Consider the following 26,997-nt stretch of genomic DNA (forward strand, 5'->3'; position numbering starts at 1 on the left):
TTGCCCGCAAAAAAAATGAAGCTACCTAACCTCGATTCACAAACCATCGATCGCATTATTGAAATGGCGTGGGAAGATAGAACATCTTTTGATGCTATTGAGGCTCAGTTTGGGCTACTGGAGAAACAGGTAATCGCCCTAATGAGGCGTGAAATGAAAGAATCTAGTTTCAAGATGTGGCGAGAGCGAGTCACCAAACGCAATACAAAGCATTTATATCAGCGAGAATTTATTGCAGGTCGATTTAAATCGCATAATCAAAAAACGTAAGTAATTGGGTAAGCGATTGCTCTTTTGTGATATAAACCATCAAGGGCTAAAATGCTGTAGAAAAAATAAGCCTGCGATCGCGCTTTGCGTTGCCACAGGCATCGCTTGCACTCATTGAGTGAAAACTACCAAATTCACAAGCACAATGACGAAAGTTACACTCTACATTGCAGCTAGTTTGGATGGCTACATTGCTCGCAGCGATGGTGGAATTGATTGGCTATCACTCCTTGATACAGAAGATGAAGACTACGGTTACACTGATTTTTACGAATCGATTGATGCGATCGTCTTAGGTAGCAAGACGTATGAAGTAGGGCTGGGTTTTGATCGATGGCCTTACCCAGAAAAAAAATCCTTCGTATTCACCCAGCGTCATCTCCAATCCGATCGTGAGGACGTTGTGTTTGTTTCTGACCCAGTAAAACAGGCGTTAGCTAATATAGAGGCTCAAGGTTTTAAAAATATCTGGCTAGTTGGTGGCGGAAAATTAATCAATTCGTTTCTTCAGCACAGCTTGATTGACGAATATATCATTTCAACTATTCCAACTATCTTAGGTGGCGGTATACACCTTTTTCCACCACCTACCCCTGAAGAAAAATTGGAACTAATTAACTCAAAACAATATCCTAATGGTTTACTCCAAGCACATTATAGGCGAAAAACAAATACTGAAAATAATTCGTAATTCTTAATGATGCTATCTACGAATTACGAATTACGAACTTGTACTGAGCGTAGTCGTTGGCGCAGCCTCTCGTAGAGAAGTATTACGAATTATCTAAAGAAGCTTCTGAACAGCATTGCTAAAGTCTTCGTAAGGAGAAACTCCCACAATGGTTTCTGCTAAAATACCATCTTTGAAAATTAAAACTGCTGGAATACTGCGAAGACCGAATTTTTTGAAAATGGGCTTATTACTGTCAACGTCTACCTTAACGACTTTAGCACGACCTTTGTATTCTTCGGCAAGTTGATCCATTAACGGACTGACTAAGCGACAGGGTCCACACCAAGTAGCAGTAAAATCAACAACAACAACTTTCTCTTCACTTCCGTTTAAAACAACATCAAATTCACTTTCTTCAACGTAAGTAACTATGTCAGTATCAGTAGACATTTTTTAATTCCTTAGTGTCAAACTAAAATTTCAGCAAAAAGCTAACTATACAAACTATACTCCTTTCTGAGTGCCAGATTTATTAGTTACCTACATTCATTGGAAAACTACCACAGATGATTTTTAATTTCTAAAGTATATTTAACAACTTATTTTTTTTACGTAGGGTGCGATCGCACCCTAGCAACCTAGTCTAAAACCCATGCCTTCAAGGCATAGAAGCGTCAATAATCATCCTGTCGCTCAAACAGTTCTAACAACCCAATTGTGCCAACAAAAAAAGTATAAGTAGCATATTTTATTGGTATTTTTTGTCTTGAAGGTGCATAAAAAGCTGCTATAATACTTTCGATAAAATGGCTCATCATCGCAAAACGCTCAATCCAAAAAATTGGATTAAGGCTGCTTGGTACATTAGTATTAGTAATTGCTGCATAAATATTCCATGATTCTAATCCAATCGCACTTGTTATCAGCACTGTAGATATAATTTTTACAAAGGTATAAATCTTTCTCTTGATAAACTTTAAGTCCATACTGTTCACAAAAATAATGTTTATAGCGTTTCCTAATAATACAAGGTACATCATAGTCCCCTCCACGAAACCAGCAAGGAGGCAATTGGGTGTGGGGTTCTTTTAACTCACCAAGAACAGCTATATTTAAAAAATGACAAAAGTGTGGAATAATACATAGGTGAAAAATTTCATTGCACTCCATACATTCATAATAAAAATAAACTTATGATTGCTCAACATTACAACTCAACTCATATTGACAATAATTTGCTTAAACAAATCAAAATTAAAGAAAATCAGCTAAAAATTGCACAAGAATCCGACATGATCCATGTAGCAGAAGAATTACAGAGTCAATTATTAAAGCTACAGTCTCAATTATCAGAGCCGCAAGATCAAGACGTTGAAATTCAAGCGTTGATGGGTTTACTAGACGATTAAAATTGTAAATTTGTGTTGCAAAGTTTATTAAAAACACCAAACCTCTGTAAACCAAAAGCAGAGCATAGCGATTCTGATGCCTGAGACTGTAGTTGATGTATTATGTCTCAAGAATTAACATTAGAATAAGTAGCAATCTAAGGATTCAAAAAAGGATTATGATTCTTATTTAGATAAGACCTTGAGGTTTTTGCTGGGGATTCGGTTTTTTGATCTGCGGTACTGAATCAATCTTGAGAACAGGTTTAATTGAGCGCTGTTGTCCTTGCCTAAGAATTTGAATTTCTCTCTCAATTGAATCTTTTCCTTGTCTAAAAAATTCTTGAGAATTATATGGAACCAAGTCACGGGATAAATGTTGAGCTTGTCTTGGCGTCAAACTAGGAACAGCTTGTTGAGCATTGACAGAAGTCTGTATAGCTAGCAAAAAAGCTGTTGAAAGCAGCAAAGGTTTTATTTTTATACATCCGGTGAATATTAGGTTTAACATAATTGATGCATCTGTTGCGTGAATCTTGCTTCAAACCATCTTGTATTGGTCTGACTATAAGCAAAATACACTTCTTGGGTTACTAATTACCTCCTACAAATGGATGAATTAATTAGCTAAACTCTTATTACAGTGCGCGTCAATCTAGCTACCATCTCAATTAACTAGCCAAGTTACTCAAGCAACTTGTTAAAACTAGGCAAACTTGCGCCACTTAAAATTTCGATGAATGTTGAGAGCAAGAAAATTGTACTATTCAGCATCTAATGGTATTTTCGCTTTTTGAAACACCTGCTCAACAGTAAATTGCAGCTCCTCAAACAAAGAATCCGTGAGTAGTTCTTCTCCCATATAAGTTTGTGGTGCCGCATCTGGATAAAAAACAGTAATGCTTCTGGCTTTACTATCTAAATATCCACACTCGCAGCACCTTAGCATCCAAATAGTCTTTGGCTTTAGCCGCCATTTGTCCAAAGGTTTGTTCTGGTGAGAGAGTCGCAGTCTTGGCGGTTTCCGTCGATTGCGATAGCGTAGCGTTAGCGAGTCTTCGAGCGTCACTCTCGAACCCGAAGGGCGAAATAATCTCAATCACCAAATCAGGAGGAATAGAACATGCTCTTTCTTTATCCCAATCAAGGGGTAAACGTTCATTAGAAATATATAAAATATCAGGTATTGGCATCCAATCTCGTCCTCTACGAGTTAATGCAATAGCTAATTCTGGGCAAACTTCTCCTTTCCCTTCACAGCATTGCTCAATTAAATTGAGAAGGGCGCGGGTAAGTTTTGAGTGGAATTTTTTGGTGACATTTTAGGAATTGCTTGACCATCAACAAATTCGTAGGTGATATCTCCCTCCCCTGGAGGAAGATTCAGGAACTCTTGCAAAGTTAATTGATTTTTGGCTTGGAGTATCATGGCTCATTAATTCGTAATTGAAGGACAGAGCAACTAACTTTTATTCTGACTCCTAAATTCTGACTCCTGAATTCTTCTTCAAATTGTTCGCATTCCTCGCAAAACTTGCCGAATAATATCCGATGGCACTTCATCGGTAATTGTTACTACACCAATCTCTGTTGGTAAAACAAACCGAACTTTCCCGGCTTGGACTTTCTTATCTAACTGCAACGCTTCAATAATTGCTTCAATATCTAACCCATCTGGTAACTGAGTCGGTAAACCCGCTTTTTGAATTAAAGCATTTTGACGTTCTGTGTCTTCCTTTTGCCACAGTCCTAAATCCACAGCAATTTGACCGGCTGCTACCATACCAATAGCCACCGCTTCACCATGATTTACTAGACGATAACCAGTCAAACTTTCCACTGTATGACCGATGGTGTGTCCATAGTTGAGAATTGCCCGTAATCCACCTTCTTTCTCATCTTTGCTAACAACATCAGCTTTAGCTTGACAAGATCGAGTCAATATGCTTGTTATTAAGTCAGGTTTGACATAGCGGAGTTGGTCGAGGCGTTTACTTGCTTCCAACTGAGCAAACAATTCGGCATCCCAAATCACACCGTACTTAATAACTTCTGCCATCCCTGCCCGAAACTCTCGCATAGGTAGAGTTTTTAACACATCTGGGTCAATCAAAACCAAACGCGGTTGATGGAATGCCCCAATTAAATTTTTACCGTGGGGATGATTCACACCAGTTTTGCCACCAATTGCCGAATCTACCATCGCCAACAAAGAGGTAGGCACTTGGACAACATTAATACCGCGCAGCCAAGTTGCAGCCGCAAAGCCAGTCATATCGCCAACTACACCTCCGCCTAAAGCCACCATCGTAGAAGAACGTTCTAGGCGGTTTTCCAAGGCTACATCGTAGAGTTTTTGAATGGAATTGAGGGTTTTGTAGCGTTCACCTGGTGGTAGAGTGCAGCTAGCAACTTCAAAACCAGCAGATTTTAGGGATGTAATTGCTCTTTCGCCAAAATGCTTAAAAATCGTCGGATTAGAAACTAGCAATACCTTCTTACCTAGATTGAGACTGGCCATCTGTTGACCCAGTTGATCTAAACTTGAAGGTGCGATCGCAATTTCATAAGACTGCTCTGGTAGATTTACATTAATTACAGAAGTCATTGCCCAACCCCAAACAGCGCCTGTGGGCTGTATTGTATCGCAATCTAGAAAATGGGCATAGGGCATAGGGGATTGCTAAGAAGCAGGCAAGCAGCAAAGAAGTTCTAGTAAGTATTTCTCCTCTACCCTCACGCCCTATGCCCTATGCCCCATGCCCAATACCCAACAACTAATGATTCAATAGATTTAGGAAGTATTCTGGAGAGCAATAAATGTTTGCAATTGTATCTTATGTCGTCTTCTTGGGTTTATTCTTTGGCTTATCTGTAGGTTTGCTGTTCGGGCTGCGGACTGCCAAGATAATTTAATCGAGAGGTAGATTCAACCCAAGACTCTTGTGGGGCAGGCATTTTGCTTGCCCTCAGTTTACAAATACTCTATAAAACCTTTACTTTTTCACAAAGTCCGGCAATGTGGACTGGGTAAAATTGTTGTAGGCTTTAGTCCGTCGGTACTTACTGCCTGATGTTGACAAGAAGTTAATTGTTTTTTCCTAAAGTATTGTTACCGCATCGTGATATGATTCAGCTGACTGAATGTGCAGTCATCATATTTAACTGTACTGGTTTCAAGTCCCGTGAGCTTGTCTGACGAATCAATTGCGCCCACTCCGACAACGCAACAAGATGCTAAAACTGGTTCTGGAGACACAGAATCAGGTAACTCCATGCAAGAGTTCCATCAACTCTTCCAGCGATTGTTGGTAATCACGCTTGTCTTGACGGGGGTTATTTTTATCTCTGTGTGGATTTTTTATTCCTTAAACATTGCCCTAAATTATTTAATTGGGGCGTGTACAGGTGTGGTTTACTTAAAAATGTTGGCTAGAGACGTTGAGCAGCTCGGTAGTGAAAAAACCAGTTTGAGCAAAACTCGTTTTGCTCTATTTATGGGAGTGATGATCGTGGCAACTCAATGGCGTGAGCTACAGATTTTGCCCATTTTTTTGGGATTTCTAACTTACAAAGCCACGCTCTTCGTCTATATGGTGCAAATTGCGTTCATTCCTGATTCTTAAATAGTCAGGCTCACAAAGATAGTAATCCCATCCTCGCTCGTTGGGGAAAATGCTTGAAGAATGCAAATGCTTAGTGTCTTAAACGCCTTTAATTCTTTTCCCCTCGCCGAATTAGAAGTAGGACATCATTTCTACTGGCAGTTGGGCAATCTTAAAATTCATGGGCAAGTTTTTCTCACCTCATGGTTTGTGATTAGTATTCTAGTAGTGGCTTCAATAGCTGCTACTCGAAATGCACAAAGAATTCCCAAGGGTATCCAGAATTTGATGGAATATGCCCTAGAATTTATTCGCGATCTGGCCAAAAACCAACTTGGTGAGAAAGAGTACCGCCCTTGGGTGCCATTTATTGGCACATTGTTCTTGTTTATTTTCGTATCGAACTGGTCAGGTGCGCTAATTCCCTGGAAGCTCATCAGACTACCTTCGGGCGAATTGGCAGCTCCCACCAATGACATCAATACGACTGTCGCATTGGCATTGCTGACCTCTTTAGCGTACTTTTACGCAGGTTTTAGCAAACGGGGTTTAGGCTACTTTAAGAAATATATAGAGCCAACACCTGTTTTATTGCCGATCGCAATTCTAGAAGATTTCACCAAACCCCTCTCCCTAAGCTTCCGGCTATTTGGTAATATTTTGGCGGATGAATTGGTAGTAGCGGTGCTGGTGCTGCTAGTTCCTCTATTTGTACCTCTGCCTGTAATGGCCTTGGGTTTATTTACCAGTGCCATTCAAGCCCTGGTTTTCGCCACCCTCGCCGGAGCATACATTCATGAGGCAATGGAGGGGCATGGCGGAGAAGAACATGAGGAGCATTAAACTTCTCAGTTGATAGCACAGTTCCCAGAGCATGTTCGCTCAAAACATCGCAAAGCGCGATTTAAAGAACCCGGTGCAGCGTGAAAACCACGTTTCTAATCGTTAACGTACTTTTGTTAGTTTTGTAATCAAAGCAAGGAAAATCAACATGGATCCATTAGTTCAGGCTGCTTCAGTTCTCGCTGCTGCTTTAGCGATTGGTTTAGCTGCAATTGGCCCTGGTATCGGTCAAGGAAACGCTGCTGGACAAGCAGTAGAAGGTATTGCTCGTCAACCTGAAGCAGAAGGAAAAATTCGCGGTACTCTGCTATTAACCTTGGCTTTCATGGAATCCTTGACTATCTATGGTCTAGTGATTGCCCTGGTATTGCTGTTTGCTAACCCCTTCGCCTAATACCTGAAAGTTTTTCTGAGTGTGGAGACGTGAACCATCACGCCTCTACAATCGAAATGTTTTAGGTATTTTAATAGTTATAATGTTCAGTTGACCCTTATTGGCTATGGGTCTCTAAAATATGAAAGGTTGGATGATGTTGCTAGCCACGAAAACTGCTACTCCAGCCAAAGAGGAGACAAATGTTTGATTTCGATGCTACCTTGCCCTTCATGGCATTGCAATTCCTGCTACTAGCAGCTTTGTTGAATGCAATTTTCTATAAGCCACTGACCAAGGTACTAGACGATCGCGATAATTATATCCGAACGAATACCCTGGAAGCGCGGGAGAGCTTGGCTAAAGCCGAGCGCTTGGCTACCGAGTATGAACAGCAACTCGCAGACGCTCGCAGACAATCGCAAGCAACTGTAGAAGCAGCTCAACTCGAAGCTAAGAAAATTACTGCTGAGAAAATCGCTGAGGCCCAAAAGGAAGCTCAGACTCAACGTGAACAAGCTGCTGTTGAAATAGAACAACAAAAGCAGGAAGCTTTTCGCACCTTAGAGCAACAAGTTGATGCTTTAAGCCGGCAGATTCTAGAAAAACTATTGGGGCCAACTCCAGTTAGATAAGCTAACTAGACTGGTTCTGTGAAAGCATACGCGCAACTGGCCCCTAGTCCAGAGCGCTTAATTAAGTGTCAAAAAAAGGCACTTTTTCCCCTTCTGGGGAAAGATACTTAATTTCCTTACGGGGAAAAGATACTTAAATTTCCTTCAGGGAAAATACAACGTATTAGCAGCGAGCAGCGCACTTGTAAATGGGTATCATGGGGACATTCTTATTACTTGCCGCAGAAGCGAACGCTGTTCACTCTGAGTTGGCAGAAGGCGCAGCAGAAGGTGGTTTCGGTCTAAACCTAGACATTTTTGAAACCAATCTGATTAATCTAGCGATTCTGATTGGCATACTATTCTACTTCGGACGTAAGGTTTTAAGCAATATCCTGAACGAGCGACAATCCAATATTGCCACTGCAATTCAGGAAGCAGAAGGGCGCTTAAAAGAGGCAAAGACTGCCCTTTCAAAAGCGCAAGAGCAATTGAAGCAATCTCAGGCAGAGGCAGAACGCATCCGCCAATCTGCCATAGAAAACGCTCAAAAAGCGAAAGAAGCCTTGTTAGCGAAGGCAGTGCAAGACGTAGAACGCTTGAAACAAACAGCAGCAGCAGATTTAAACTCCGAAACCGATCGAGCGATCGCTCAACTGCGGCAACGGGTTGCTACACTAGCATTGCAAAAAGTCGAATCGCAACTCAAAGGCGGAATTGCCGACGATGCTCAACAAAGTTTAATTGATCGCAGCATCGCACAACTGGGAGGCAACGTATGACAAGTCAAGTAGCGTCAGCCGAAGTAGCCCAACCTTATGCACAGGCACTTTTGTCAATAGCGCAATCGAAAAATTTGACCGAAGAGTTCGGGGAAGATGCGCGGACTTTCCTGGGACTGCTCAGGGCAGACAAACAGCTACACAACTTCTTCAGCAACCCGTTTATTCAGTCTGAGAACAAAAAATCTCTCATCAAACAAATACTCGGTGAAGGCGCTAATCCCTACTTACGCAATTTTTTGCTGATACTGGTAGATAAGCGGCGCATTGCATTCTTGGAAGATATTTTTCAACAGTATCTGGCGCTGTTGCGGCAGCTGAATCAAACCGTATTAGCGGAAGTAATTTCAGCCGTTCCCCTCACAGAAGCTCAACAGCAGGCAATCATCCAAAAGGTCATCGCCATCTCCAATGCTCGCCAGGTAGAACTAGAAACCAGGGTAGACAGCGAGTTAATTGGTGGTGTGATCATTAAAGTAGGTTCACAGGTAATTGACGCTAGTATCCGGGGTCAGTTGCGCCGCCTTTCATTGCGCTTAACCAGTGGTTAGAAAGTTAGGAGTTAGGAGTTAGAAGTTAGGAGTTAGAAGTTAGAAGTTAGGAGTTAGGAGTTAAGTAAATAGTAATTTATTTTGACTTTTAACTTGTAATTTTTGCATTTTTAACTCATCACTCTTAACTCATCACTCCTAACTGTTAACTCCTAACTCTTGAATTTTTCCGTCTCGAAAGCAAACAAGATAGACACATGAGCATATCAATTAGACCTGACGAAATTAGCAGCATTATCCAACAACAAATCGAGCAATACGATCAAGAGGTCAAAGTTGCTAACGTTGGTACTGTTCTCCAAGTTGGTGACGGTATTGCCCGGATTTATGGTCTGGAAAAGGCTATGTCTGGGGAACTTTTGGAATTTGAAGATGGCACAATTGGCATCGCCCAAAACTTAGAAGAAGACAACGTGGGCGCGGTGTTGATGGGTGAAGGGCTAGAAATTCAAGAAGGTAGTTCTGTAACTGCCACTGGTAGAATTGCCCAGATTCCAGTAGGGGAAGCCTTAATTGGAAGAGTTGTAGATGCATTGGGTCGTCCTATCGATGGTAAGGGAGATATCAAGTCCCCAGAAAGCCGTTTGATTGAATCTCCAGCACCCGGTATCATTGCCCGTCGGTCTGTACATGAACCCATGCAAACGGGTATCACAGCTATTGACTCAATGATTCCCATTGGTCGCGGTCAACGGGAATTGATTATTGGCGATCGCCAAACCGGTAAAACTGCGATCGCGATCGACACCATCATCAACCAAAAAGAAGAAGATGTAATTTGTGTCTACGTGGCGATCGGTCAAAAGGCTTCCACAGTTGCTAACGTGGTGCAAACATTGCAAGAAAAAGGCGCGATGGATTACACCGTCGTCGTCGCCGCTAGCGCCAGTGAACCTGCAACCCTACAATACCTAGCTCCCTATACAGGGGCAACTATTGCTGAGTACTTCATGTACAAAGGCAAAGCTACCCTGGTAATTTATGATGACCTTTCCAAGCAAGCTCAAGCTTATCGGCAAATGTCCCTACTGCTGCGTCGTCCACCAGGACGCGAAGCTTACCCCGGAGATGTATTCTACATTCACTCCCGCTTGTTAGAAAGAGCCGCAAAGCTGAGTGACGAATTAGGTAAAGGCAGTATGACCGCCCTACCAATTATCGAAACCCAAGCTGGTGACGTTTCAGCATACATCCCCACCAACGTAATTTCGATTACCGATGGTCAGATATTCCTATCTTCTGACTTGTTTAACGCTGGTATCCGTCCCGCTGTAAACCCCGGTATTTCCGTATCCCGCGTGGGATCTGCGGCTCAAACCAAGGCAATGAAAAAAGTTGCCGGTAAGATTAAATTGGAACTAGCCCAATTTGACGACCTGCAAGCCTTCGCACAATTTGCTTCTGATTTAGATAAAGCCACTCAAGACCAGTTGGCACGGGGTCAACGGTTGCGCGAACTTCTCAAGCAGCCACAAAATTCCCCACTTTCGGTATACGAACAAGTGGCAATTTTGTATGCGGGTATCAATGGGTACTTAGATGATGTACCTGTAAATCAAGTAACCACTTTCACTGCGGGTCTACGTGAGTACTTAAAGACTGGCAAGACCCAGTATGCTCAAGGAGTACAAGCATCTAAAGCACTAGGTGATGCAGAAGAAGCTGCTTTGAAGGAAGCGCTTACCGAATACAAGAAGACCTTCAAAGCTACAGCGTAATTAGTCATTAGTCATTGGTCATTGGTCATTGGTACAGAACTAATGACTAGTGACTAAGGACAAAGGACAAATGACTAACTACTAAGGAAAAAAATATGGCCAATCTAAAAGCAATACGCGATCGCATTCAGTCGGTCAAAAACACCAAAAAAATCACAGAAGCCATGCGTCTCGTAGCTGCGGCTAGAGTGCGTCGGGCGCAAGAACAAGTGCTAGCAACTCGCCCCTTTGCCGATCGCTTGGCACAAGTGTTGTATGGTTTGCAAAGCCGTCTGCGCTTTGAAGAAGCAAACCTACCACTACTGAAAAAACGCCAAGTTAAGTCAGTCGGGTTGTTGGTTATTTCAGGCGATCGCGGTCTATGCGGCGGGTACAATAATAACGTTATCCGTCGTGCAGAAAACCGCGCCAAAGAAATTAAGGCAGAAGGTTTAAACTATCAATTTGTGCTCGTCGGACGCAAAGCTACACAGTACTTTCAACGCCGCGATCAGCCAATTGATGCCACCTACAGCGGCTTAGAACAAATTCCCACCGCAGCGGAAGCTAATCAGATTGCCGATCAACTACTTTCCTTGTTCCTTTCGGAAGAAGTTGACCGTATCGAATTAATTTATACCAGATTCCTTTCATTAGTTAGCTCCCGTCCTGTGATCCAAACCCTACTGCCCCTCGATCCACAAGGTCTAGAAGCAGCCGATGATGAAGTCTTCCGCTTGACAACCCGTGGCGGTAAATTTGAAGTCGAACGGGAGAAAGTGACTAGCCAAGCCCGCACGTTGGCTCCTGACATGATCTTCGAGCAAGATCCAGTGCAAATTCTCGATTCTCTGTTGCCACTGTATCTGAGTAACCAGTTATTACGGGCGCTACAAGAATCGGCGGCTAGTGAACTAGCAGCGCGGATGACAGCTATGAGTAATGCCAGTGAAAATGCTGGTGAACTGATTAACACCCTCACCCTGTCTTACAACAAAGCTCGACAAGCTGCAATTACCCAAGAACTCCTTGAGGTTGTGGGCGGTGCTGAAGCACTAACTTAAGGTATAGCTAATTATTTATTTGTAGTGCGTTGTAATATATAGCCAATTGCTAATTATCTTAAGATTAGCAATTGGCTATTTTAGTATTGGGGACTTTTAATTATGTCTATTAACACATTTCAAGAATTGCGTATTATAATTGAAATATGAAGCGCATGGGTCCGTCACGGTTTCGACAGGTTGGCGAACGCTGCTCTGTGATTCAGGTCGAGAGTGAGTCTCCTCTCGCAAATCAAAGGCTCAAACAAAAAGTAAATGCGAATAACATCGTTAGCTTTGCTCGTAAGGATGCTCTAGTAGCAGCCTAAAACACCTCTTATAGGTTCGAGCGTCTTCGGTTTGACTCCGTTAAGGACTGAAGACCAAACCCCAACGGATGCTCTAGTAAGCGTTCTCTGGTTGGCTTGCTAGCTAAGATTAAATCAGAGCATCCTACGTTCGGGATAATGAACGATTCCCGCCTTGAGGATTAAAAAGGCTAAACCTGTGAATGAGCGGGGAGTCAATACCCAATTTGGACAGCAGTTCGACTCTGCTCGGATCCACTCAAAATAGTTAACAAGTCCACTTGACACTGTGATGTGTAAGTGGACTTTGTTTTATGGGAAACTCCCATGAGAATTTTCTATAATGCACAGCTAACTTGAGTTCAACGGCTAATATAGCAATACCGTTTAGTTAAGCCAAAGTAATAGAAAGAAGCGCAAGAAGCACTATCTCTGCAACAAGCAGGAACCCGTCCAATACGCTTCGGTTAAGGTTAGAAAATTCTAGATCGCGTCTCTTGCCTTAACCAAACCGTATTGGGAACCCGTCAACAAGATATCGATTAAGCCGGTGTAGAAGTAAAGCAACAACACGCACTATCTCTGCAAAAAGCAGGAACTTGTCAAGAAGGTAATCGTGATTGTCACTCACGATTTAGCGATCGCATCTCAAACGAAACGAGTGATTCGAGTTCAAGATGGTTTAATTAACTAATTGTGCTGTTTCTGGGTTTGTGTGCGTGCGCTTCCAAACCTCCTTCCCCTTTTTTTCAGTACCCGTCGTAGTCGATCTGCACTCAAGTTTACTTGACGTTCAGACGCCAGTTTTTTTGCTAATTGTTTAGAATTATAAGTCTCTGACTCTTGAGCTAAACAATTTTCGAGATAAACCAAATCCGATTCCGAATATCGGGGTTTTCCTCCTCGACCAGGAGCATCCCATAAACCTGCTAAACCCATTTTTTCCCAGCGATGAAGGGTTTGACGCACTGTTGAAATCGCCCAGTTCAAGCCTTTTGCAATTTGCTCATTTTTTAAGCCACGAGTATTCAGCAGTAAAACTTGAGCGCGATCCTTAGTACGTTGAGGAACATCTTTGGCTTTTCTCAACTCTTCTAAAGTTAGCTTTTCCTCTTCTGTGAGAAACACTTTTAATCGGCATCCCATAAAAAATAACCTTTTACAAAATCAATTTTTGTCATTTTTGTATCTATTTACGTCTGTATGATGAATTACTTAGGTATTTCATCATACATTCGACAAAACTGAACTACAAGTATTAAGGATGTCAGCGTCTATAAGGCTGCTACACAATCGGTATTGGCTTGAGAACACTATCAAAGTTTGCAATTTTTCATCAACAATGGATTTTTATAAAAAGTTCGGCACATCGAGATTACACATTAACCTATATAGGCAAACTTATCCGATAGCCTGAAGCTGTAGCTTATAGCTATGACAAGAAAAATTTGTTGGCGTTATCTTGATTAATGTTTAAAGTCGATAATAAAGGACTGTATCATTAAATTCCTAAGATTATTCCTATGCTTACGCAGGTTTATCGAAACTTTAAAATTCTTTTTTACCCTAGTTTCCATTTGGATGAGCAGAAAAAGATATACAAGCCTAGTTCCTTTTTATTCAACTAGTCTCTGGAAATTTGACTTGATTATCTCCAAAAAAATATCTGTTTTGCCGACTTTACATAAAGTTTATATTCTATGTACCATATTTTTGATTAAGACAACAATAGATTGAATATCTATTGAATAAACTAATGTTAACAGCCTACTCGATGCTTTTTGGAAGTCTAATAAGGTTTGTCCCACCTTTCCCACCTTTCCCACCTTTCCTACCTTTCCTACCTTTCCTACCTTTCCTACCTTTCCTACCTTTCCCACCTTTCCTACTTTTTCTAATTAAGGGAGTATCCGAAGAAATATATTTTTCTAGTTGAAAAATATATTCTCTGACAATATTAAGTATCACAAGTAATTTAGAGTTGGTACATAGAACAGCAATCTAATATTGTTTAAATTATGCTGTTCTAGTTAAAAAATATAATTGCTATGATATTTTTGAATTAAGATCAAACCAGATAAATAGCAAAAACAAGTACTCAGTAAAACTTAGTAATAAATTAATATTTAGTATATTTTTTGAGTCATATTTTTTGCTGAAAAACAGCAATATTTGATACAAGTTAAATTTTTAAAAAACTAATATTCATTACAACTTCAAATAAAAATAATAGAGACAATGGGGGCAGAAGAAAAACCTGTTAATTTGCGCTCGGAGACGAATAATGGTAGCGATGTCTACGACCGGCAAGGCCAACACAGAGAACGTTCAACATCGGCTAACTATACAAACTGTAGAAATTGCCCCTAACACAACGGCGATTCGCTCTCTTGATTGGGATCGCGATCGCTTTGATATCGAATTCGGACTGCAAAACGGTACAACCTACAATTCATATCTAATTAGGGGCGAACAAACAGTTTTGATTGATACTTCTCACCAGAAGTTTCGCGATCTGTATTTAGAGACCCTTAAAAGTCTTGTTAACCCCAAAACAATTGATTACATAATTGTTAGTCACACAGAGCCAGACCATAGCGGCTTAGTAGAAGATGTCCTCCAGTTAGCTCCTAGAGCTACAGTTTTAGCCTCAAAAGTTGCGCTGCAATTCCTTGAGGGATTAGTACACGATCCTTTTTCCAAGCGGGTTGTGAAAACTGGCGATCGCATCGATATCGGCAAAGGCCACGAAATGGAATTCGTGAGTGCGCCTAACCTACACTGGCCGGATACAATCTTTAGCTTTGACCGCAAAACCCAAATTCTTTACACCTGTGATGCTTTTGGGATGCATTTTTGTGACGATCGCACCTTTGACGAAGATTTAGAAGCGATCGAAGCTGACTTTAGATTTTACTACGACTGCTTGATGGGCCCTAATGCTCGTTCGTTGCTGAATGCGATGAAGCGGATGGGCGATCTCGGAAAGATTAATATTATCGCCAATGGTCACGGGCCTTTATTATACCACCATTTAGATGTTCTGACTGGGTGTTACGAAAATTGGAGCCAAAAACAAGCTAAAGCAGAAACCACAGTCGGCTTGTTTTTTGTCTCAGAATATGGATATGGCGAGCGCCTTGGTCACGCAATTGCCGAAGGTATCCTGAAAACTGGCGTTGGCGTAGAAGTACTGGATCTAAGTACTGCTGGGAGCCAAGAAATTCAAGAACTAGCCGGGAGAGCAGCTGGGATCATTATCGGTATGCCCTCGACTACCGCCGCTGCCGCCCAAGCTAGTATCAGTTCGGTGCTAGCTGTTGCCAAGAACAAGCAATTTCTTGGGCTATTTGAATGTTACGGTGGGGATGATGAACCCATTGATACACTCCGCAGACAATTTCTGGACTCTGGCATCAAAGAAGCTTTCCCACCCATTCGGATTAAAGAGGCTCCCACAGCATCAACATTCCAGTTGTGTGAAGAAGCGGGTAAAGACATCGGACAATTGCTAGTGCGCGATCGCAACATCAAGCAAATTAAGTCCCTTGATGTCAACATGGAAAAGGCGCTGGGTCGCATTAGTAGTGGGCTGTATATAGTCACCACCAAAAAAGATAACGTCTCAAGTGCAATGCTGGCATCGTGGGTAACGCAAGCGAGTTTGCAACCATTAGGATTCACAATTGCCGTTGCGAAAGACCGCGCCATTGATTCCTTAATGCAAGTAGGCGATCGCTTCGTCCTCAACGTTTTGGAAGAAGGTAATTTTCAAGAACTCAAGAAACACTTCCTCAAGCGCTTGCATCCTGGTGCTGACCGCTTTGCAGGAGTCAAAACTCAAACCGCAAAAAACGGTTCCCCGATTCTGACAGATGCTTTGGCATACATGGAATGTGAAATACAGACCAGCATGGAATGCAGCGACCACTGGATTGTATACTGCACCGTCCAAGAAGGTCGTGTCTCCAAAAACGATGGATTGACAGCCGTTCGCCATCGGAAAGTAGGTAATTACTACTAAGAAAGAGACAAAAGGTAACAGGTGACAGGGGAAAGCAAAGAAAACTATCCCCTGTTTCCTACGATCTATACCCTATAACCTATTCCCTATTCCCTGTTCCCTAACTTTATCCAACAGCTATGACCAATTCCAAGCCACGCGACGTACAAGTTCTACCAATTGCTACAAATACTAAAGCGATCAGAGCGCGTAGTTGGTCACGTCTGCGGTTTGAAATTGAATACGCACTTGAAAGAGGTACTACCTCCAATTGCTATTTAATTGAAGCTGATAAAACCGCACTTATCGATCCACCGCCAGAAAGCTTTACCGAAATTTATTTAGAGGCATTGCGGCAGACTTTAGATTTACAAAGTTTGGATTATATAATCCTGGGTCATTTTAGTCCCAATCGAGTTGCAACCCTCAAAGCAATTTTAGAACTAGCACCACAGGTAACTTTTGTCTGTTCTCTTCCTGGTGCGAACAATTTGCGTGCTGCTTTCTTAGAGCAAGATTTAAATGTCTTGGTGATGCGGGGGAAAGAAACTCTAGATTTAGGTAAGGGTCATGTTTTGAAATTCTTGCCCACTCCCAGTCCGCGTTGGCCGGAAGGACTTTGTACCTACGATCGGCAAACTCAAATTCTCTACACAGATAAGTTATTTGCAACTCATCTCTGTGGTGATGAAGTGTTTGATGATAACTGGGAAGCGCTCAAAGAAGACCAGCGTTACTACTTTAACTGCCTGATGGCTCCCCAAACTCCTCATGTGCAAGCAGCTTTAGAGAAAATATCAGATTTGCAGGTGAGAATGTATGCTGTGGGTCACGGGCCTTTAGTACGCAGCAGCTTAATCGAACTCACCAAAGCTTATGGAGAGTGGAGCCGTTCTCACAACGATCGCGAAATTTCCGTTGCCCTACTTTACGCTTCAGCTTACGGAAATACAGCGACTTTAGCACAAGCGATCGCTCTGGGACTAACTAAAGGTGGAGTTGCAGTTAAATCGATTAACTGCGAATTTGCTACCCCTGATGAAATTCGTATCAACCTCGCACAGTCAGAGGGTTTTATCATCGGTTCTCCTACCATTGGTGGTCATGCACCAACTCCCATTCATACTGCTTTAGGGATTGTGCTATCGAGTGGTGACAACAGTAAACTCGCTGGGGTATTTGGTTCTTATGGCTGGAGTGGCGAAGCATTTGACTTAATCGAAGGTAAACTCCGCGATGCTGGATATCGCTTTGGTTTTGACACCCTAAAGGTGAAGTTTAAACCTGATGATGTCACTCTCAAATTCTGTGAAGAATTAGGTACAGACTTTGCCCAAGCACTGAAAAAGGCTAAAAAGGTACGCGTACCCCAACAAGCCGCGACTCCAGTGGAACAGGCTGTTGGCCGGATCGTTGGTTCCGTTTGCGTGGTGACAGCGAAACAAGGAGAAGTGTCTACCGCAATGTTAGGCGCTTGGGTTTCTCAAGCCACCTTTAACCCACCTGGAATAACAGTGGCGATCGCTAAAGAGCGAGCGATAGAATCTTTGATGTATCCAGGCGGTAAGTTTGCCTTAAATATTCTACCTGAAGGCAATCATCAAGAATACATGAAGCATTTCCGTAAATCTTTCGCCCCTGGGGAAGATCGATTTGCCAACTTTAGTACAGCAGTTGCAGATAACGGCTGTACTGTCCTCACCGACGCTCTAGCATATTTGGAATGTTCAGTCAACCAACGTCTGGAATGTGGCGATCACTGGGTTGTGTATGCAACTGTGGACGAAGGGAAATTACTCAAGCCTGATGCTGTGACTGCCATCAACCATCGTAAAACAGGTACTCATTATTAGATAGTGAGAAGTATAAGTTAACAAAATCGCCTTCGCTATAGAGCTAAGGCGTTTGATGAGAAAATTCTCTTTTTTCTGGGATGGGCAAGATAGCCATCCCAGTTTTTTATGCTTATTAAAGAGTCATTTTAATATGTCCCAAACTTAAAGGATGAAATTAGTCGCGGCGATCGTTGACAATCCATTCAGTTGAATTTCTAAATCCGCGAGTATGTTACCGTCACCATTGATCTCTGCCTGAACGAATAGGTTGCTACCACTTGTAAAGTAGCGTACTTCGCCAGCACTTCCAGTGAAGGCAGCAGTACCGATAAATTTAAAGGCTTGATTGCCTAAAACTGATAGTTCAGAATCTATTGCCGACAAGTCGATCTTGTCAAACCCTGATGTGAAATCTGTGAGGATATCCCGTGTCACACCTACCTGACTTTCAGAAGTACTGAAGTACTTATAGATGTCATCGCCACCGCCGTCAGTTATTCTATCAGTACCTGCTCCACCGATAAGAATATCGTCGCCATTTCCACCATTGATCGTGTCGTTGCCACTACCAGTGTTAATGACGTTATTAGCCGCACTGCCAGTAATACTGTCGTTGCCAGAACCAGTGTTGACATTTTCAAAATTAATTGCCGTTTCACCCACAAAGTTGGTGACTCCGGTTGTCAAGTTGAGTACATAAGCCCCACTAAAAAAAGTGACATCCAGAGTATCAATACCAGCACCACCATCTAAGGTATCAAGGCCAGATCCACCGTCGATTGTATCGTTGCCCAATCCACCGTTGATTTCATCGTTGCCATCTCCACCCTCGATCCTATCGTTGCCGTTATTACCGAACAGAAGATCGTTACCAGCTAAACCTCTTAAAAAATCACTTCCATTGTCACCAAGGATTACATCGTCTAAATTAGTACCTGTTGTGGTGTTATTGTCGGTTAAATTGCCATCAAAAATGTCGGTAAAAACTGCATTAGTCATGTTTTTCTTCCTTCAAAGTACTACATTAGACTACATGGAAGATTGTGTTTTATATCTCACGGCATAAAAACATAAGTTACATAAATTTACATATAAACGTAAATAGTCGTCCCTAAAAAAGGAAAAATCGTAGTCTAAGTTACAAATAGACTTCAAGACTTGTGTAATAAAAGATAATCTCGCACAATCTTGAGAATTGCAGATTTCTAAAATACTATTGCTGATACCAATTCAAAATTCAAAATGAGGCGACGCTCCCGCTTCGCTATCGCGGACTCGCTCTAAGCGTTCGCATAACGTGTCCCAGACAAGCCATGCCGTTCGCGTTAGCGTCTCTGAAAGAGAAGGCTTTACGCTGCGCTAACAAAATTCACGCATTAAGAAAGCCAGACAGAACAAAGGTTTGGGAGTATGTATCTGTCGCATTCTTTTTTCAAATTGGTATGATTTTGATATGTGCTTTGTTTGGCCTGACAGAGCAGCTGTTATTTGTGCATTGCTCAGATTATGGACAACCTTTATTAGCAAACTGGCGGCGGAAGATAGATGTCACCTGAATGGGTTGGCAATACAGGCATAACAAGACATTCAGCGGCTTGGCTTTAGACGAGATAATTGCATCAGAAAAACGTTCAGCCTCGCTGTGGATTACTAGTGATAAACCTGAAAAGCGTTGATATTGTCCATTCCTTACGCATAGAAGGGGTGGTACTGGAATTGTACGACGTGGTAGCACTTTTGGGGGTACGTCGTCCAATGGCGATCGGATTTCGCAGCAACTAAATTCGGTGGGTGATAACAGTGGGATAAGAAGCAATTCAAAATTTATGTCTAATTCAGCAATTTTTCACTGGATATGGAATCAGAAAAATGGCGCGTGCAATTCTCAGTATTAAAGCGGAAACAACATAAATTCACTTGCTAAAATTCCGCAATTGCCACCAGGACAATCGCAAAAACGCAGGGTAGCCTTTAACTAGAAAAACAGTATCAGGCAATTGCTAGACAAAACTTTTATATTATTTTTCTCGTTCTTATGACTCCAAAACACACCAAAATTAAATTTCCTATTTGGCAGTATCTGAACCAGCCCTTATTTAGTCGGGATACTAAATTAGTATTGAATCCCCAACGGTTTGTATTGATCTGGCGTCTGCAACTTTTAGAACGTTGCTGGACTAAAGAATGTGACGCCAAAGGGCCTCAACAGCATTAGATATCTAAAAAGCTGGCAAACTAAGCCTCGTCCACAGAACGAGGCTTTTTGCCGTCAAGTAGAGCGCTAACAGTCATATCTCCCATAACATTAATCGCGGTGCGGCAGCGATCCAAAAACCAGTCTACAGTAACTAGTAAAGCAATGTACTGGGTAGGTAAGCCGACAGAAGTGAACACCAGTGTCATCGTTACTAGTCCAGCATTGGGAATATTGGCCGCACCCACAGATGCAAAAATTGAGGTGAGGATGACAACTAACTGCTGTGTCAGACTTAGATGTTGTCCAATTAGTTGAGAAATATACAACGCAGACATTGCTTCATAGAGGGCAGTACCATCATTATTGAAATTTGCCCCGACTAACGCCCCTAAAGCAGCAGAAGATTCCCTTAAACCGACTTTTGTTTGCAAAACCTCAAAGGTTATGGGCATTGCTGCCGCTGAGGAAGAAGTTGAGAAAGCTGTCAAAAAGGCATCAGAACCACCAGCGAGGAATTTTAGCGGGTGTACCCAAGAACCAAATTTGACTCTGATGAGGTAGTAGCACGCTTGCAATACCAGTGCTAACAATACGGCGACGATGAATGCACCTAAAGATTTAAATGGTGCAAAGCCCTGCATCGCAATAGTTTTGGCTACAATCCCAAAGACTGCGAACGGTACTAAAGCAATTACCCAATTGAGAATGCGGACTACCGCTTCAAATAAAATTCCGATGACATCCTCTATCGGCTGGAATCCATTCTTCCCTTGGGCGATTTGTTCAGATTTTAATCCCCGCAGGACGATGCCAAAACTCAGGGCAATCACAATCAGTTGAATGACATTATTATCCACCAATGGCTTGAGGACAGCTTCTGGTACAGCATCTTTGACTATTCCCCAAGGATCGAGACTCTGAGGAGCTATTTCTGTACTTGTTGAGGTGTTTACATTGCCCCAAGTTCCCGGACGCAGTACATTGGCTACGAACAGTCCCACCAAAATAGCTACGGTAGTGTTAGTTAAAAGTAACACTGCCAACCGCCGTCCGGCTGTACCAGGGATATTGGTAGTCATCAAAGTATGCAGCACCGCTACCAGAATTAGGGGTGTAGCCAAGGCGCGGAGAGCCTTTAGTACCAATTCAGCCGGAATTGCTAAATTGTTGATTAAAGCGGCGTTGCTGGGATTGGGATTTCCCGCACCAAGGGCAATTCCGACACTGACTGCCGCTATTAAGGCGATGAGAATTTGCAACGTGAGAGGGATACGCTGCCACCAAGGGCTAGCTTTGGTTTCAGGCGAAGTAGTTCTCTCTGTTTGACTCATTGGCTAGGTACTGGTTAACTGCTGTAACTATTAAAACAACACTAATGATAGTGATAATTCCCGAAAAAGAACAGCTTTAATTTTGGTTAAAAACTGTTAATCTAAGATTCCGTTGCTTTGCAAAATCTAGCTCAAAAGGGTATACCACAAGGTAGGCCCCTAGAGATATCTTGGCTTGTGGTTGGAGATGCTTATGTCCTTTGTGCCTTTACATATTCACAGTGACTACAGTCTACTTGATGGGGCAAGTCAGCTACCAGAGTTGGTGGATCGAGCGATCGCACTGGGAATGAAAGCGATCGCCCTTACCGATCATGGTGTCATGTATGGAGCCGTTGAACTGATCAAAATCTGCCGTAGTCAAAATATTAAGCCGATTATCGGCAATGAAATGTATGTAATTAATGGCGATATTGAGAAACAAGAACGCCGTCCCAAATATCATCAAGTAGTTTTAGCTAAAAATACCAAAGGTTACAAAAATTTAGTCAAATTAACTACAATTTCTCACCTTAAAGGTGTTCAAGGTAAAGGAATTTTTTCTCGTCCTTGTATTAATAAAGATTTATTAAAAGAATATCATGAAGGCTTGATTGTCACCAGCGCTTGTTTGGGTGGAGAGGTTCCCCAAGCGATTCTCAGTAATAGACCAGATGCCGCCCGGAAAGTTGCTCAGTGGTATAAAGATGTATTTGGTGATGATTATTATTTAGAAATTCAAGACCACGGTTCCCAAGAAGACCGAATTGTGAATGTAGAAATAGTCAAAATTGCGCGGGAGCTAGGCATTAAAATTGTTGCGACTAATGATTCACATTTTATTTCTTGCTTTGACGTTGAAGCCCATGATGCTTTGCTATGTATTCAAACTGGCAAGTTAATTATTGAAGATAAGCGGATGCGTTATAGCGGCACAGAGTATCTCAAATCTGGTGAAGAGATGCAGCAGCTATTTCGCGACCATTTAACGGATGATGTGATTGCCGAAGCGATCGCTACCACTGAAGAAGTCGCCGATAAAGTCGAGCCTTACCATATTATGGGTGAGCCTCAGATTCCTACACCGCCCATTCCCTCTGGCCATACTGCTGACACTTACGCCGAAGATGTTGCATGGAGTGGACTGTTAGAACGCTTAAATCGCAAATCTCGCCAAGAAGTCGATTCCGTCTATAAAGAAAGATTGGAATACGAGTTGAAAATGATTCAGCAGATGGGTTTTTCCAAATACTTTTTAGTTGTCTGGGACTACATCAAATTTGCTAGAGATAATAACATTCCTGTGGGGCCAGGTCGGGGTTCGGCGGCTGGTTCATTAGTCGCTTATGCAATGCGAATTACTAATATTGACCCTGTACATCATGGGTTACTATTCGAGCGTTTTTTGAACCCAGAACGGAAATCCATGCCTGATATTGATACAGATTTCTGTATTGAACAACGGGATAAAGTGATTGAATATGTCACTGAAAAATATGGTGCAGATAGAGTTGCCCAAATTATTACTTTTAACCGCCTAACTTCTAAAGCAGTTTTGAAAGATGTCGCCAGAGTGTTGAATATTCCCTATGGGGAAGCTGACAAAATGGCGAAAATGATTCCTGTGGTGCGGGGGAAACCAACGAAACTCAAGGTAATGGTTTCTGATAAAACTCCAGAACCAGAATTTAAAGAGAAGTATGATAAAGAACCCCATGTTCGCCATTGGCTTGATATGGCGATGCGAATTGAAGGAACTAACAAAACTTTTGGTGTTCATGCAGCAGGTGTGGTAATTTCTGCCGATCCACTTGATGAAATTGTGCCACTACAGAAGAATAATGACGGTTCTGTAATTACCCAATATTTCATGGAAGACCTGGAATCAATGGGTTTGTTGAAAATGGATTTTCTGGGTTTACGGAACCTGACACTGATTCAAAAAACTGTGGATTTGATTCAAGAAACGAGAGGATATCGGGTCGATCCCGATGAAATTCCCCGCGATGAAAGAAAAGCCCAAAGGATATTAGCTAAAGGTGAACATAGCAGTTTACCAAAAGATGTCCAAAAAACTTATGAGTTATTAGAAGCAGGTGAGTTAGAAGGAATATTTCAATTAGAATCTTCTGGAATGCGTCAGATCGTGCGAGATTTGAAGCCTTCTAATATAGAAGATATTTCTTCTATTTTGGCACTTTATCGACCGGGGCCATTAGATGCAGGACTAATCCCTAAATTTATTAACCGCAAACATGGTCGAGAAAAGATTGATTATCAACACCAAATTCTGGAACCAATATTAGACGAAACTTATGGAATTATGGTCTATCAAGAGCAAATCATGAAAATTGCTCAAGATATGGCTGGATATTCATTAGGACAAGCTGACTTGCTGCGTCGGGCGATGGGGAAAAAGAAAGTTTCTGAGATGCAAAAGCAGCGAGAAAAATTCGTGGATGGCGCAGCGAAAAATGGCGTACAGAAAAAAGTTGCGGATGAATTATTCGAGCAAATGCTGAAGTTTGCGGAATATTGTTTAAGCTATGACACGGAAATATTGACTGTAGAATATGGATTAATGCCAATTGGAGAAATTGTCGAAAAACGCATCGAATGCAGTGTGTATAGTGTTGATAATAATGGAAATATTTACACGCAACCTGTGGCACAGTGGCACGATCGCGGACAACAAGAGGTGTTTGAGTATTGCTTAGAAGATGGTTCATTGATTCGGGCAACAAAAGACCATAAATTTATGACTGCTGATGGTCAAATGTTGCCAATTGATGAAATATTTGAACGCGAATTAGATTTGATGCGGGTAGAGGGTTTACCGAATTGAAGTGCCTAGAACCCCACCCATTTCATGCTATCGCCTGACTTTTTATAGGAATTTTCATATAAAATGGACGATGATGAGGATATCACAGAAATTCCTTTACGACCTCTGGTTTGGATGGGAGACTCTCTCAAAAATATTCGCTCATTTCCTGAAGAGGTGCGTGCATCAGTAGGCTATTCGCTGCAATTGGTGCAAGCAGGGGAAACACCAATAGATGCCAAGCCTTTTAAAGGGGTTGGAAGCGGCGTGTATGAAATTGTCAAACGCTACGATACCGATAGTTACAGGGCAGTCTATGCAGTAAAGATTGCAGAGAAAATCTATGTCCTGCACGCTTTTCAGAAGAAATCAAAGCAGGGGATTAAAACCCCACAAGCTGATGTTGACCTGATTAAACAACGCTATAAGGACGCAGTGGCAAGGGAGAAACAACAATGACACAGGAACCCGTTTTTGAAGAAAGCAGTGGCAACGTATTTGCTGACCTCGGTTTGTCGAATGCTTCGGAACTTTTTACGCGAGGCAAGATAGGGATTCAGGTATTGCGCCTTCTCTCTCAACGCAACCTGAAACAGCGCGAAATCAGCGAACTTCTTGGCATTCCCCAGCCAGAAGTATCTCATTTGATGAAAGGAGAGTTTCAAAGGTTCAGCGAGGGCAAACTCCTGATTTTCCTCAAGCGGCTCGATATGGAAATCAGTTTGCATCTTCGCCCTCGTCATGCGCCGGAACAATCTGCTGAAACTGTGATATCGCTATAGGGCAGGATGGAAGTTATGTTGGGTCTTGACATTAGTAGTGGGGAATGGGCAGATGAGGAGCATGAGGGAGCAGAGGAGCAGGGGGAAATGCCCAATGCTTTTAATTTTTAATTTTTAATTGTGGTTTTCCCCAAAGTATGGTTTCCTGCTTGTAAATCGCAATTCCCGGTTTTGCTCCTTTGGGTTTGTAAACGTGTTTTGGCTGAGTGTAAACTACTGGCACTTGCTCACTCTGACGGGCGCGACTGTAGTATGCAGCAAGATTAGCTACAAATTGCAAATCAGCTTCTTCTGCTACAGCACCCGGTTCTAGACGTAGTAACACATGGCTTCCTGGAATTTCTTGAGCGTGGAACCATAGGTCATAATCCCCTGCTACACGAAAGGTTAATTGGTCATTCTGGCGATTGTTGCGACCGATTAATACTTCAAAGCCGCCGGGGGTAAGGTAACGATGAAAGTTCGTGCTGGGAGGTTCATTGGCACTGCGACTACGGTATTCGGGATCTTCTAGATACTTTTGTCCAATCAACTCTTCGCGGATTTCTTCTAAAGCTCGTAAATCTTCTGCTGTTTGGTAGGTGTCTATCTGAGCGATCGCAGCTTCTACTTGTTCTAAATACTCAATTTCTGTCTGCACTTCCAATAGTAGTGGTTCCACGGCAGCACGAGCGCGTTTCAGCTTTTGGTGCTGTTTGTAAAGACTTTGGGCATTTTGGACGGCATTTTTATCTGGCTGGAGAGCGATCGCAACTGGCAAATTTGTCTCAAAATCAGCCAGGATAATTTCTTTCATCCCCGGTTCCCAGTTTTGCAGGTGAGCCATCAATAAATCAGCTTTCTGTCGATACTCATCGGCTCGATCTGATTGCTGCAAGCGCGTCTGAAAGGTTTGAGCTTTATTCCGTAATTTCGCCAGAATATTATTTAATTTCTGACTCAACTGATGGCGCAATTGGGAAAATAACTGTTGGTCAATTTGGTTACTGTAATAGCGGTTGAGCAACTCTTGGATATTTTTGACCTTTTCAACCGCACCCCAACCCATGACGGTGTAACCATCTTTTGTCCAAGCGGGTTGAAATTCTTTGGAATCTAGGGCTTGCAGCCATTCTTGCCAACGTTCAAACAACCGTCGCCAGTCGTCGGGGTTGAGAGTATCGGTGGATGTTTCTGGTGCGATATTTGCTTCTAGCAGCATTAACTCCAACAGCGCTGCACTCAAGCCACTATAACTTTTTAGCAATTGCCGCTTGATTGCCCCTGGTACTAAACTTACCCGTTCTTGCCAACGTTCTTGAGATTCGCTCAAACTGGGGACAGTTCCAGTTAGTTTCGGTGGTGTTTCATAAGGTTGTCCGGTTTGGATCGGACGGACGCTAGATTGTTGCTGACTGACTTGATGAGCAGCGGTGATAATTATATTGTTAGCGTCGGTGAGAATGACGTTGCTATACTTGCCCATGATTTCTGCATAGACATGATATAGCGCGCTTTCTCCAGGACGACGGGCAAATTGCAAATCAATCACACGCTCCCAAGGGGCGATCGCTTCAATCGCCACCAATGCTAAACCACCCAATTGGTGTATTAATTGTTGGCTAAAGGTAAAGGTATCAGGCGATCGCGGTGGCGGATCGCCAATACAAATATGTGCAGCTTGGGGATGCCAAGAAATCTGTAGCCAATCTCGCTGTTCTAGGGTGCGTAATGCCATCGCAATCGTGTAGCGATCGCGCTGGTAAACCTGTTCTAAGCGTGATGGTAGCCAGTTAGCGCGGATTTCGCTACAAGCAGCTGTGAGAGTGGTAAAGTCAACTGGTTGCAAAGCGATTAGTTTTTAACATTCAAATGGTAGCGATCGCTATGCTTTTATTTTTGTTTAGTTAAAGCATAACA

At 42.4% G+C, this 26,997-nt stretch carries 27 protein-coding genes, 1 other RNA gene and 1 pseudogene; 20 read left to right on the plus strand and 9 right to left on the minus strand.

The window, feature by feature from the left end; translation table 11 throughout:
- The first annotated feature begins 15 nt into the window (after positions 1–15).
- Positions 16–270, plus strand: coding sequence for a TIGR03643 family protein (locus tag V7K84_RS15725; protein ID WP_334839342.1), 255 nt, complete (start codon positions 16–18; stop codon positions 268–270).
- A gap of 145 nt (positions 271–415) precedes the next feature.
- Complete coding sequence (locus V7K84_RS15730; RefSeq protein ID WP_334839343.1) at positions 416–961, plus strand: dihydrofolate reductase family protein; 546 nt, start codon at positions 416–418, stop codon at positions 959–961.
- 93 nt (positions 962–1,054) lie between these two features.
- Here the strand turns inward: V7K84_RS15730 and trxA are convergent, their stop codons facing one another.
- Positions 1,055–1,393, minus strand: a complete 339-nt coding sequence (gene trxA, locus V7K84_RS15735) for a thioredoxin (RefSeq protein ID WP_289795041.1) — start codon at positions 1,391–1,393, stop codon at positions 1,055–1,057.
- Positions 1,394–1,617: 224 nt separating this feature from the next.
- Positions 1,618–1,929 (minus strand): hypothetical protein, encoded by a 312-nt coding sequence (locus tag V7K84_RS15740; protein WP_334839666.1) that lies wholly within the window; start codon positions 1,927–1,929, stop codon positions 1,618–1,620.
- A gap of 207 nt (positions 1,930–2,136) precedes the next feature.
- Between V7K84_RS15740 and V7K84_RS15745 the strand changes: the two genes are divergently transcribed.
- Positions 2,137–2,352: a hypothetical protein gene (locus V7K84_RS15745; RefSeq protein ID WP_334839344.1), complete on the plus strand. Its 216-nt coding sequence runs from the start codon at positions 2,137–2,139 to the stop codon at positions 2,350–2,352.
- A 169-nt stretch (positions 2,353–2,521) separates the two neighbouring features.
- Here the strand turns inward: V7K84_RS15745 and V7K84_RS15750 are convergent, their stop codons facing one another.
- The 3 genes and pseudogenes from V7K84_RS15750 to aroB form a co-directional block, all read right to left on the minus strand.
- Complete coding sequence (locus V7K84_RS15750; protein ID WP_334839345.1) at positions 2,522–2,842, minus strand: hypothetical protein; 321 nt, start codon at positions 2,840–2,842, stop codon at positions 2,522–2,524.
- Between the two features lie 252 nt (positions 2,843–3,094).
- Positions 3,095–3,760, minus strand: a pseudogene (locus tag V7K84_RS15755) (Uma2 family endonuclease).
- A gap of 78 nt (positions 3,761–3,838) precedes the next feature.
- Entirely contained in the window at positions 3,839–4,939 is a 1,101-nt protein-coding gene (aroB, locus tag V7K84_RS15760) for a 3-dehydroquinate synthase (RefSeq protein WP_334839667.1), read from the minus strand.
- A 212-nt stretch (positions 4,940–5,151) separates the two neighbouring features.
- Here aroB and petL point away from each other — a divergent pair, with 212 nt between their 5' ends.
- The 10 genes from petL to ssrA all read left to right on the plus strand — a co-directional run bounded on the left by petL (position 5,152) and on the right by ssrA (position 12,408).
- A complete protein-coding gene (petL, locus tag V7K84_RS15765) occupies positions 5,152–5,247 on the plus strand; it encodes a cytochrome b6-f complex subunit PetL (RefSeq protein ID WP_084227316.1) in 96 nt (31 codons plus the stop codon).
- Between the two features lie 269 nt (positions 5,248–5,516).
- Entirely contained in the window at positions 5,517–5,957 is a 441-nt protein-coding gene (locus V7K84_RS15770) for an ATP synthase subunit I (RefSeq protein ID WP_334839346.1), read from the plus strand.
- 60 nt (positions 5,958–6,017) lie between these two features.
- Complete coding sequence (gene atpB / locus V7K84_RS15775; RefSeq protein ID WP_322674305.1) at positions 6,018–6,779, plus strand: F0F1 ATP synthase subunit A; 762 nt, start codon at positions 6,018–6,020, stop codon at positions 6,777–6,779.
- Positions 6,780–6,927: 148 nt separating this feature from the next.
- Complete coding sequence (atpE, locus tag V7K84_RS15780; protein ID WP_013192016.1) at positions 6,928–7,173, plus strand: ATP synthase F0 subunit C; 246 nt, start codon at positions 6,928–6,930, stop codon at positions 7,171–7,173.
- Between the two features lie 182 nt (positions 7,174–7,355).
- Positions 7,356–7,787, plus strand: coding sequence for a F0F1 ATP synthase subunit B' (locus tag V7K84_RS15785; protein WP_094351161.1), 432 nt, complete (start codon positions 7,356–7,358; stop codon positions 7,785–7,787).
- Between the two features lie 188 nt (positions 7,788–7,975).
- The gene (locus V7K84_RS15790) at positions 7,976–8,548 is read left to right on the plus strand and encodes a F0F1 ATP synthase subunit B (RefSeq protein WP_334839348.1); all 573 of its coding nucleotides are present in this window, start codon (positions 7,976–7,978) and stop codon (positions 8,546–8,548) included.
- Positions 8,545–9,099, plus strand: coding sequence for an ATP synthase F1 subunit delta (gene atpH / locus V7K84_RS15795; protein ID WP_334839349.1), 555 nt, complete (start codon positions 8,545–8,547; stop codon positions 9,097–9,099). The genes V7K84_RS15790 and atpH overlap by 4 nt, the downstream gene beginning before the upstream one ends.
- 197 nt (positions 9,100–9,296) lie before the next feature.
- Positions 9,297–10,817, plus strand: a complete 1,521-nt coding sequence (gene atpA, locus V7K84_RS15800) for a F0F1 ATP synthase subunit alpha (protein WP_334839350.1) — start codon at positions 9,297–9,299, stop codon at positions 10,815–10,817.
- A 95-nt stretch (positions 10,818–10,912) separates the two neighbouring features.
- A complete protein-coding gene (locus V7K84_RS15805; protein ID WP_334839352.1) occupies positions 10,913–11,860 on the plus strand; it encodes a F0F1 ATP synthase subunit gamma in 948 nt (315 codons plus the stop codon).
- 157 nt (positions 11,861–12,017) lie between these two features.
- Positions 12,018–12,408, plus strand: a transfer-messenger RNA (tmRNA) gene (gene ssrA, locus V7K84_RS15810).
- A 429-nt stretch (positions 12,409–12,837) separates the two neighbouring features.
- On the opposite strand, the gene V7K84_RS15820 is transcribed toward ssrA, so the two are convergent.
- Positions 12,838–13,293 (minus strand): helix-turn-helix domain-containing protein, encoded by a 456-nt coding sequence (locus V7K84_RS15820; RefSeq protein ID WP_334839353.1) that lies wholly within the window; start codon positions 13,291–13,293, stop codon positions 12,838–12,840.
- A gap of 1,138 nt (positions 13,294–14,431) precedes the next feature.
- Here V7K84_RS15820 and V7K84_RS15825 point away from each other — a divergent pair.
- Positions 14,432–16,171 carry a diflavin flavoprotein gene (locus V7K84_RS15825; RefSeq protein WP_334839354.1) on the plus strand — a complete coding sequence of 580 codons (1,740 nt, stop codon included), beginning with the start codon at positions 14,432–14,434 and terminating at the stop codon, positions 16,169–16,171.
- A gap of 119 nt (positions 16,172–16,290) precedes the next feature.
- Positions 16,291–18,003, plus strand: coding sequence for a diflavin flavoprotein (locus V7K84_RS15830; RefSeq protein WP_334839356.1), 1,713 nt, complete (start codon positions 16,291–16,293; stop codon positions 18,001–18,003).
- Between the two features lie 144 nt (positions 18,004–18,147).
- Here the strand turns inward: V7K84_RS15830 and V7K84_RS15835 are convergent, their stop codons facing one another.
- A complete protein-coding gene (locus V7K84_RS15835) occupies positions 18,148–18,984 on the minus strand; it encodes a M10 family metallopeptidase C-terminal domain-containing protein (protein ID WP_334839358.1) in 837 nt (278 codons plus the stop codon).
- A gap of 654 nt (positions 18,985–19,638) precedes the next feature.
- Here V7K84_RS15835 and V7K84_RS15840 point away from each other — a divergent pair.
- Together V7K84_RS15840 and V7K84_RS15845 are read left to right on the plus strand one after the other, a co-directional pair.
- Entirely contained in the window at positions 19,639–19,767 is a 129-nt protein-coding gene (locus tag V7K84_RS15840) for a hypothetical protein (RefSeq protein ID WP_334839360.1), read from the plus strand.
- 253 nt (positions 19,768–20,020) lie between these two features.
- Positions 20,021–20,200 (plus strand): hypothetical protein, encoded by a 180-nt coding sequence (locus V7K84_RS15845; RefSeq protein WP_334839362.1) that lies wholly within the window; start codon positions 20,021–20,023, stop codon positions 20,198–20,200.
- A gap of 20 nt (positions 20,201–20,220) precedes the next feature.
- Here the strand turns inward: V7K84_RS15845 and V7K84_RS15850 are convergent, their stop codons facing one another.
- Complete coding sequence (locus V7K84_RS15850; RefSeq protein WP_334839363.1) at positions 20,221–21,513, minus strand: dicarboxylate/amino acid:cation symporter; 1,293 nt, start codon at positions 21,511–21,513, stop codon at positions 20,221–20,223.
- 193 nt (positions 21,514–21,706) lie between these two features.
- On the opposite strand from V7K84_RS15850, the gene V7K84_RS15855 reads away from it, so the two are divergent.
- From V7K84_RS15855 to V7K84_RS15865, 3 genes are all read left to right on the plus strand, one after another.
- The gene (locus V7K84_RS15855) at positions 21,707–24,337 is read left to right on the plus strand and encodes a DNA polymerase III subunit alpha (protein WP_334839364.1); all 2,631 of its coding nucleotides are present in this window, start codon (positions 21,707–21,709) and stop codon (positions 24,335–24,337) included.
- 63 nt (positions 24,338–24,400) lie between these two features.
- Complete coding sequence (locus V7K84_RS15860) at positions 24,401–24,775, plus strand: type II toxin-antitoxin system RelE/ParE family toxin (RefSeq protein ID WP_334839366.1); 375 nt, start codon at positions 24,401–24,403, stop codon at positions 24,773–24,775.
- The gene (locus tag V7K84_RS15865) at positions 24,772–25,098 is read left to right on the plus strand and encodes a helix-turn-helix domain-containing protein (protein WP_334839368.1); all 327 of its coding nucleotides are present in this window, start codon (positions 24,772–24,774) and stop codon (positions 25,096–25,098) included. Before V7K84_RS15860 ends, V7K84_RS15865 begins: the two co-directional genes overlap by 4 nt.
- A 100-nt stretch (positions 25,099–25,198) precedes the next feature.
- On the opposite strand, the gene V7K84_RS15870 is transcribed toward V7K84_RS15865, so the two are convergent.
- Complete coding sequence (locus V7K84_RS15870; protein WP_334839370.1) at positions 25,199–26,926, minus strand: Rqc2 family fibronectin-binding protein; 1,728 nt, start codon at positions 26,924–26,926, stop codon at positions 25,199–25,201.
- Between the last annotated feature and the right edge of the window lie 71 nt (positions 26,927–26,997).

Origin of the sequence: Nostoc sp. (assembly GCF_036917315.1) — a bacterium.
Taxonomy (GTDB): domain Bacteria; phylum Cyanobacteriota; class Cyanobacteriia; order Cyanobacteriales; family Nostocaceae; genus Nostoc.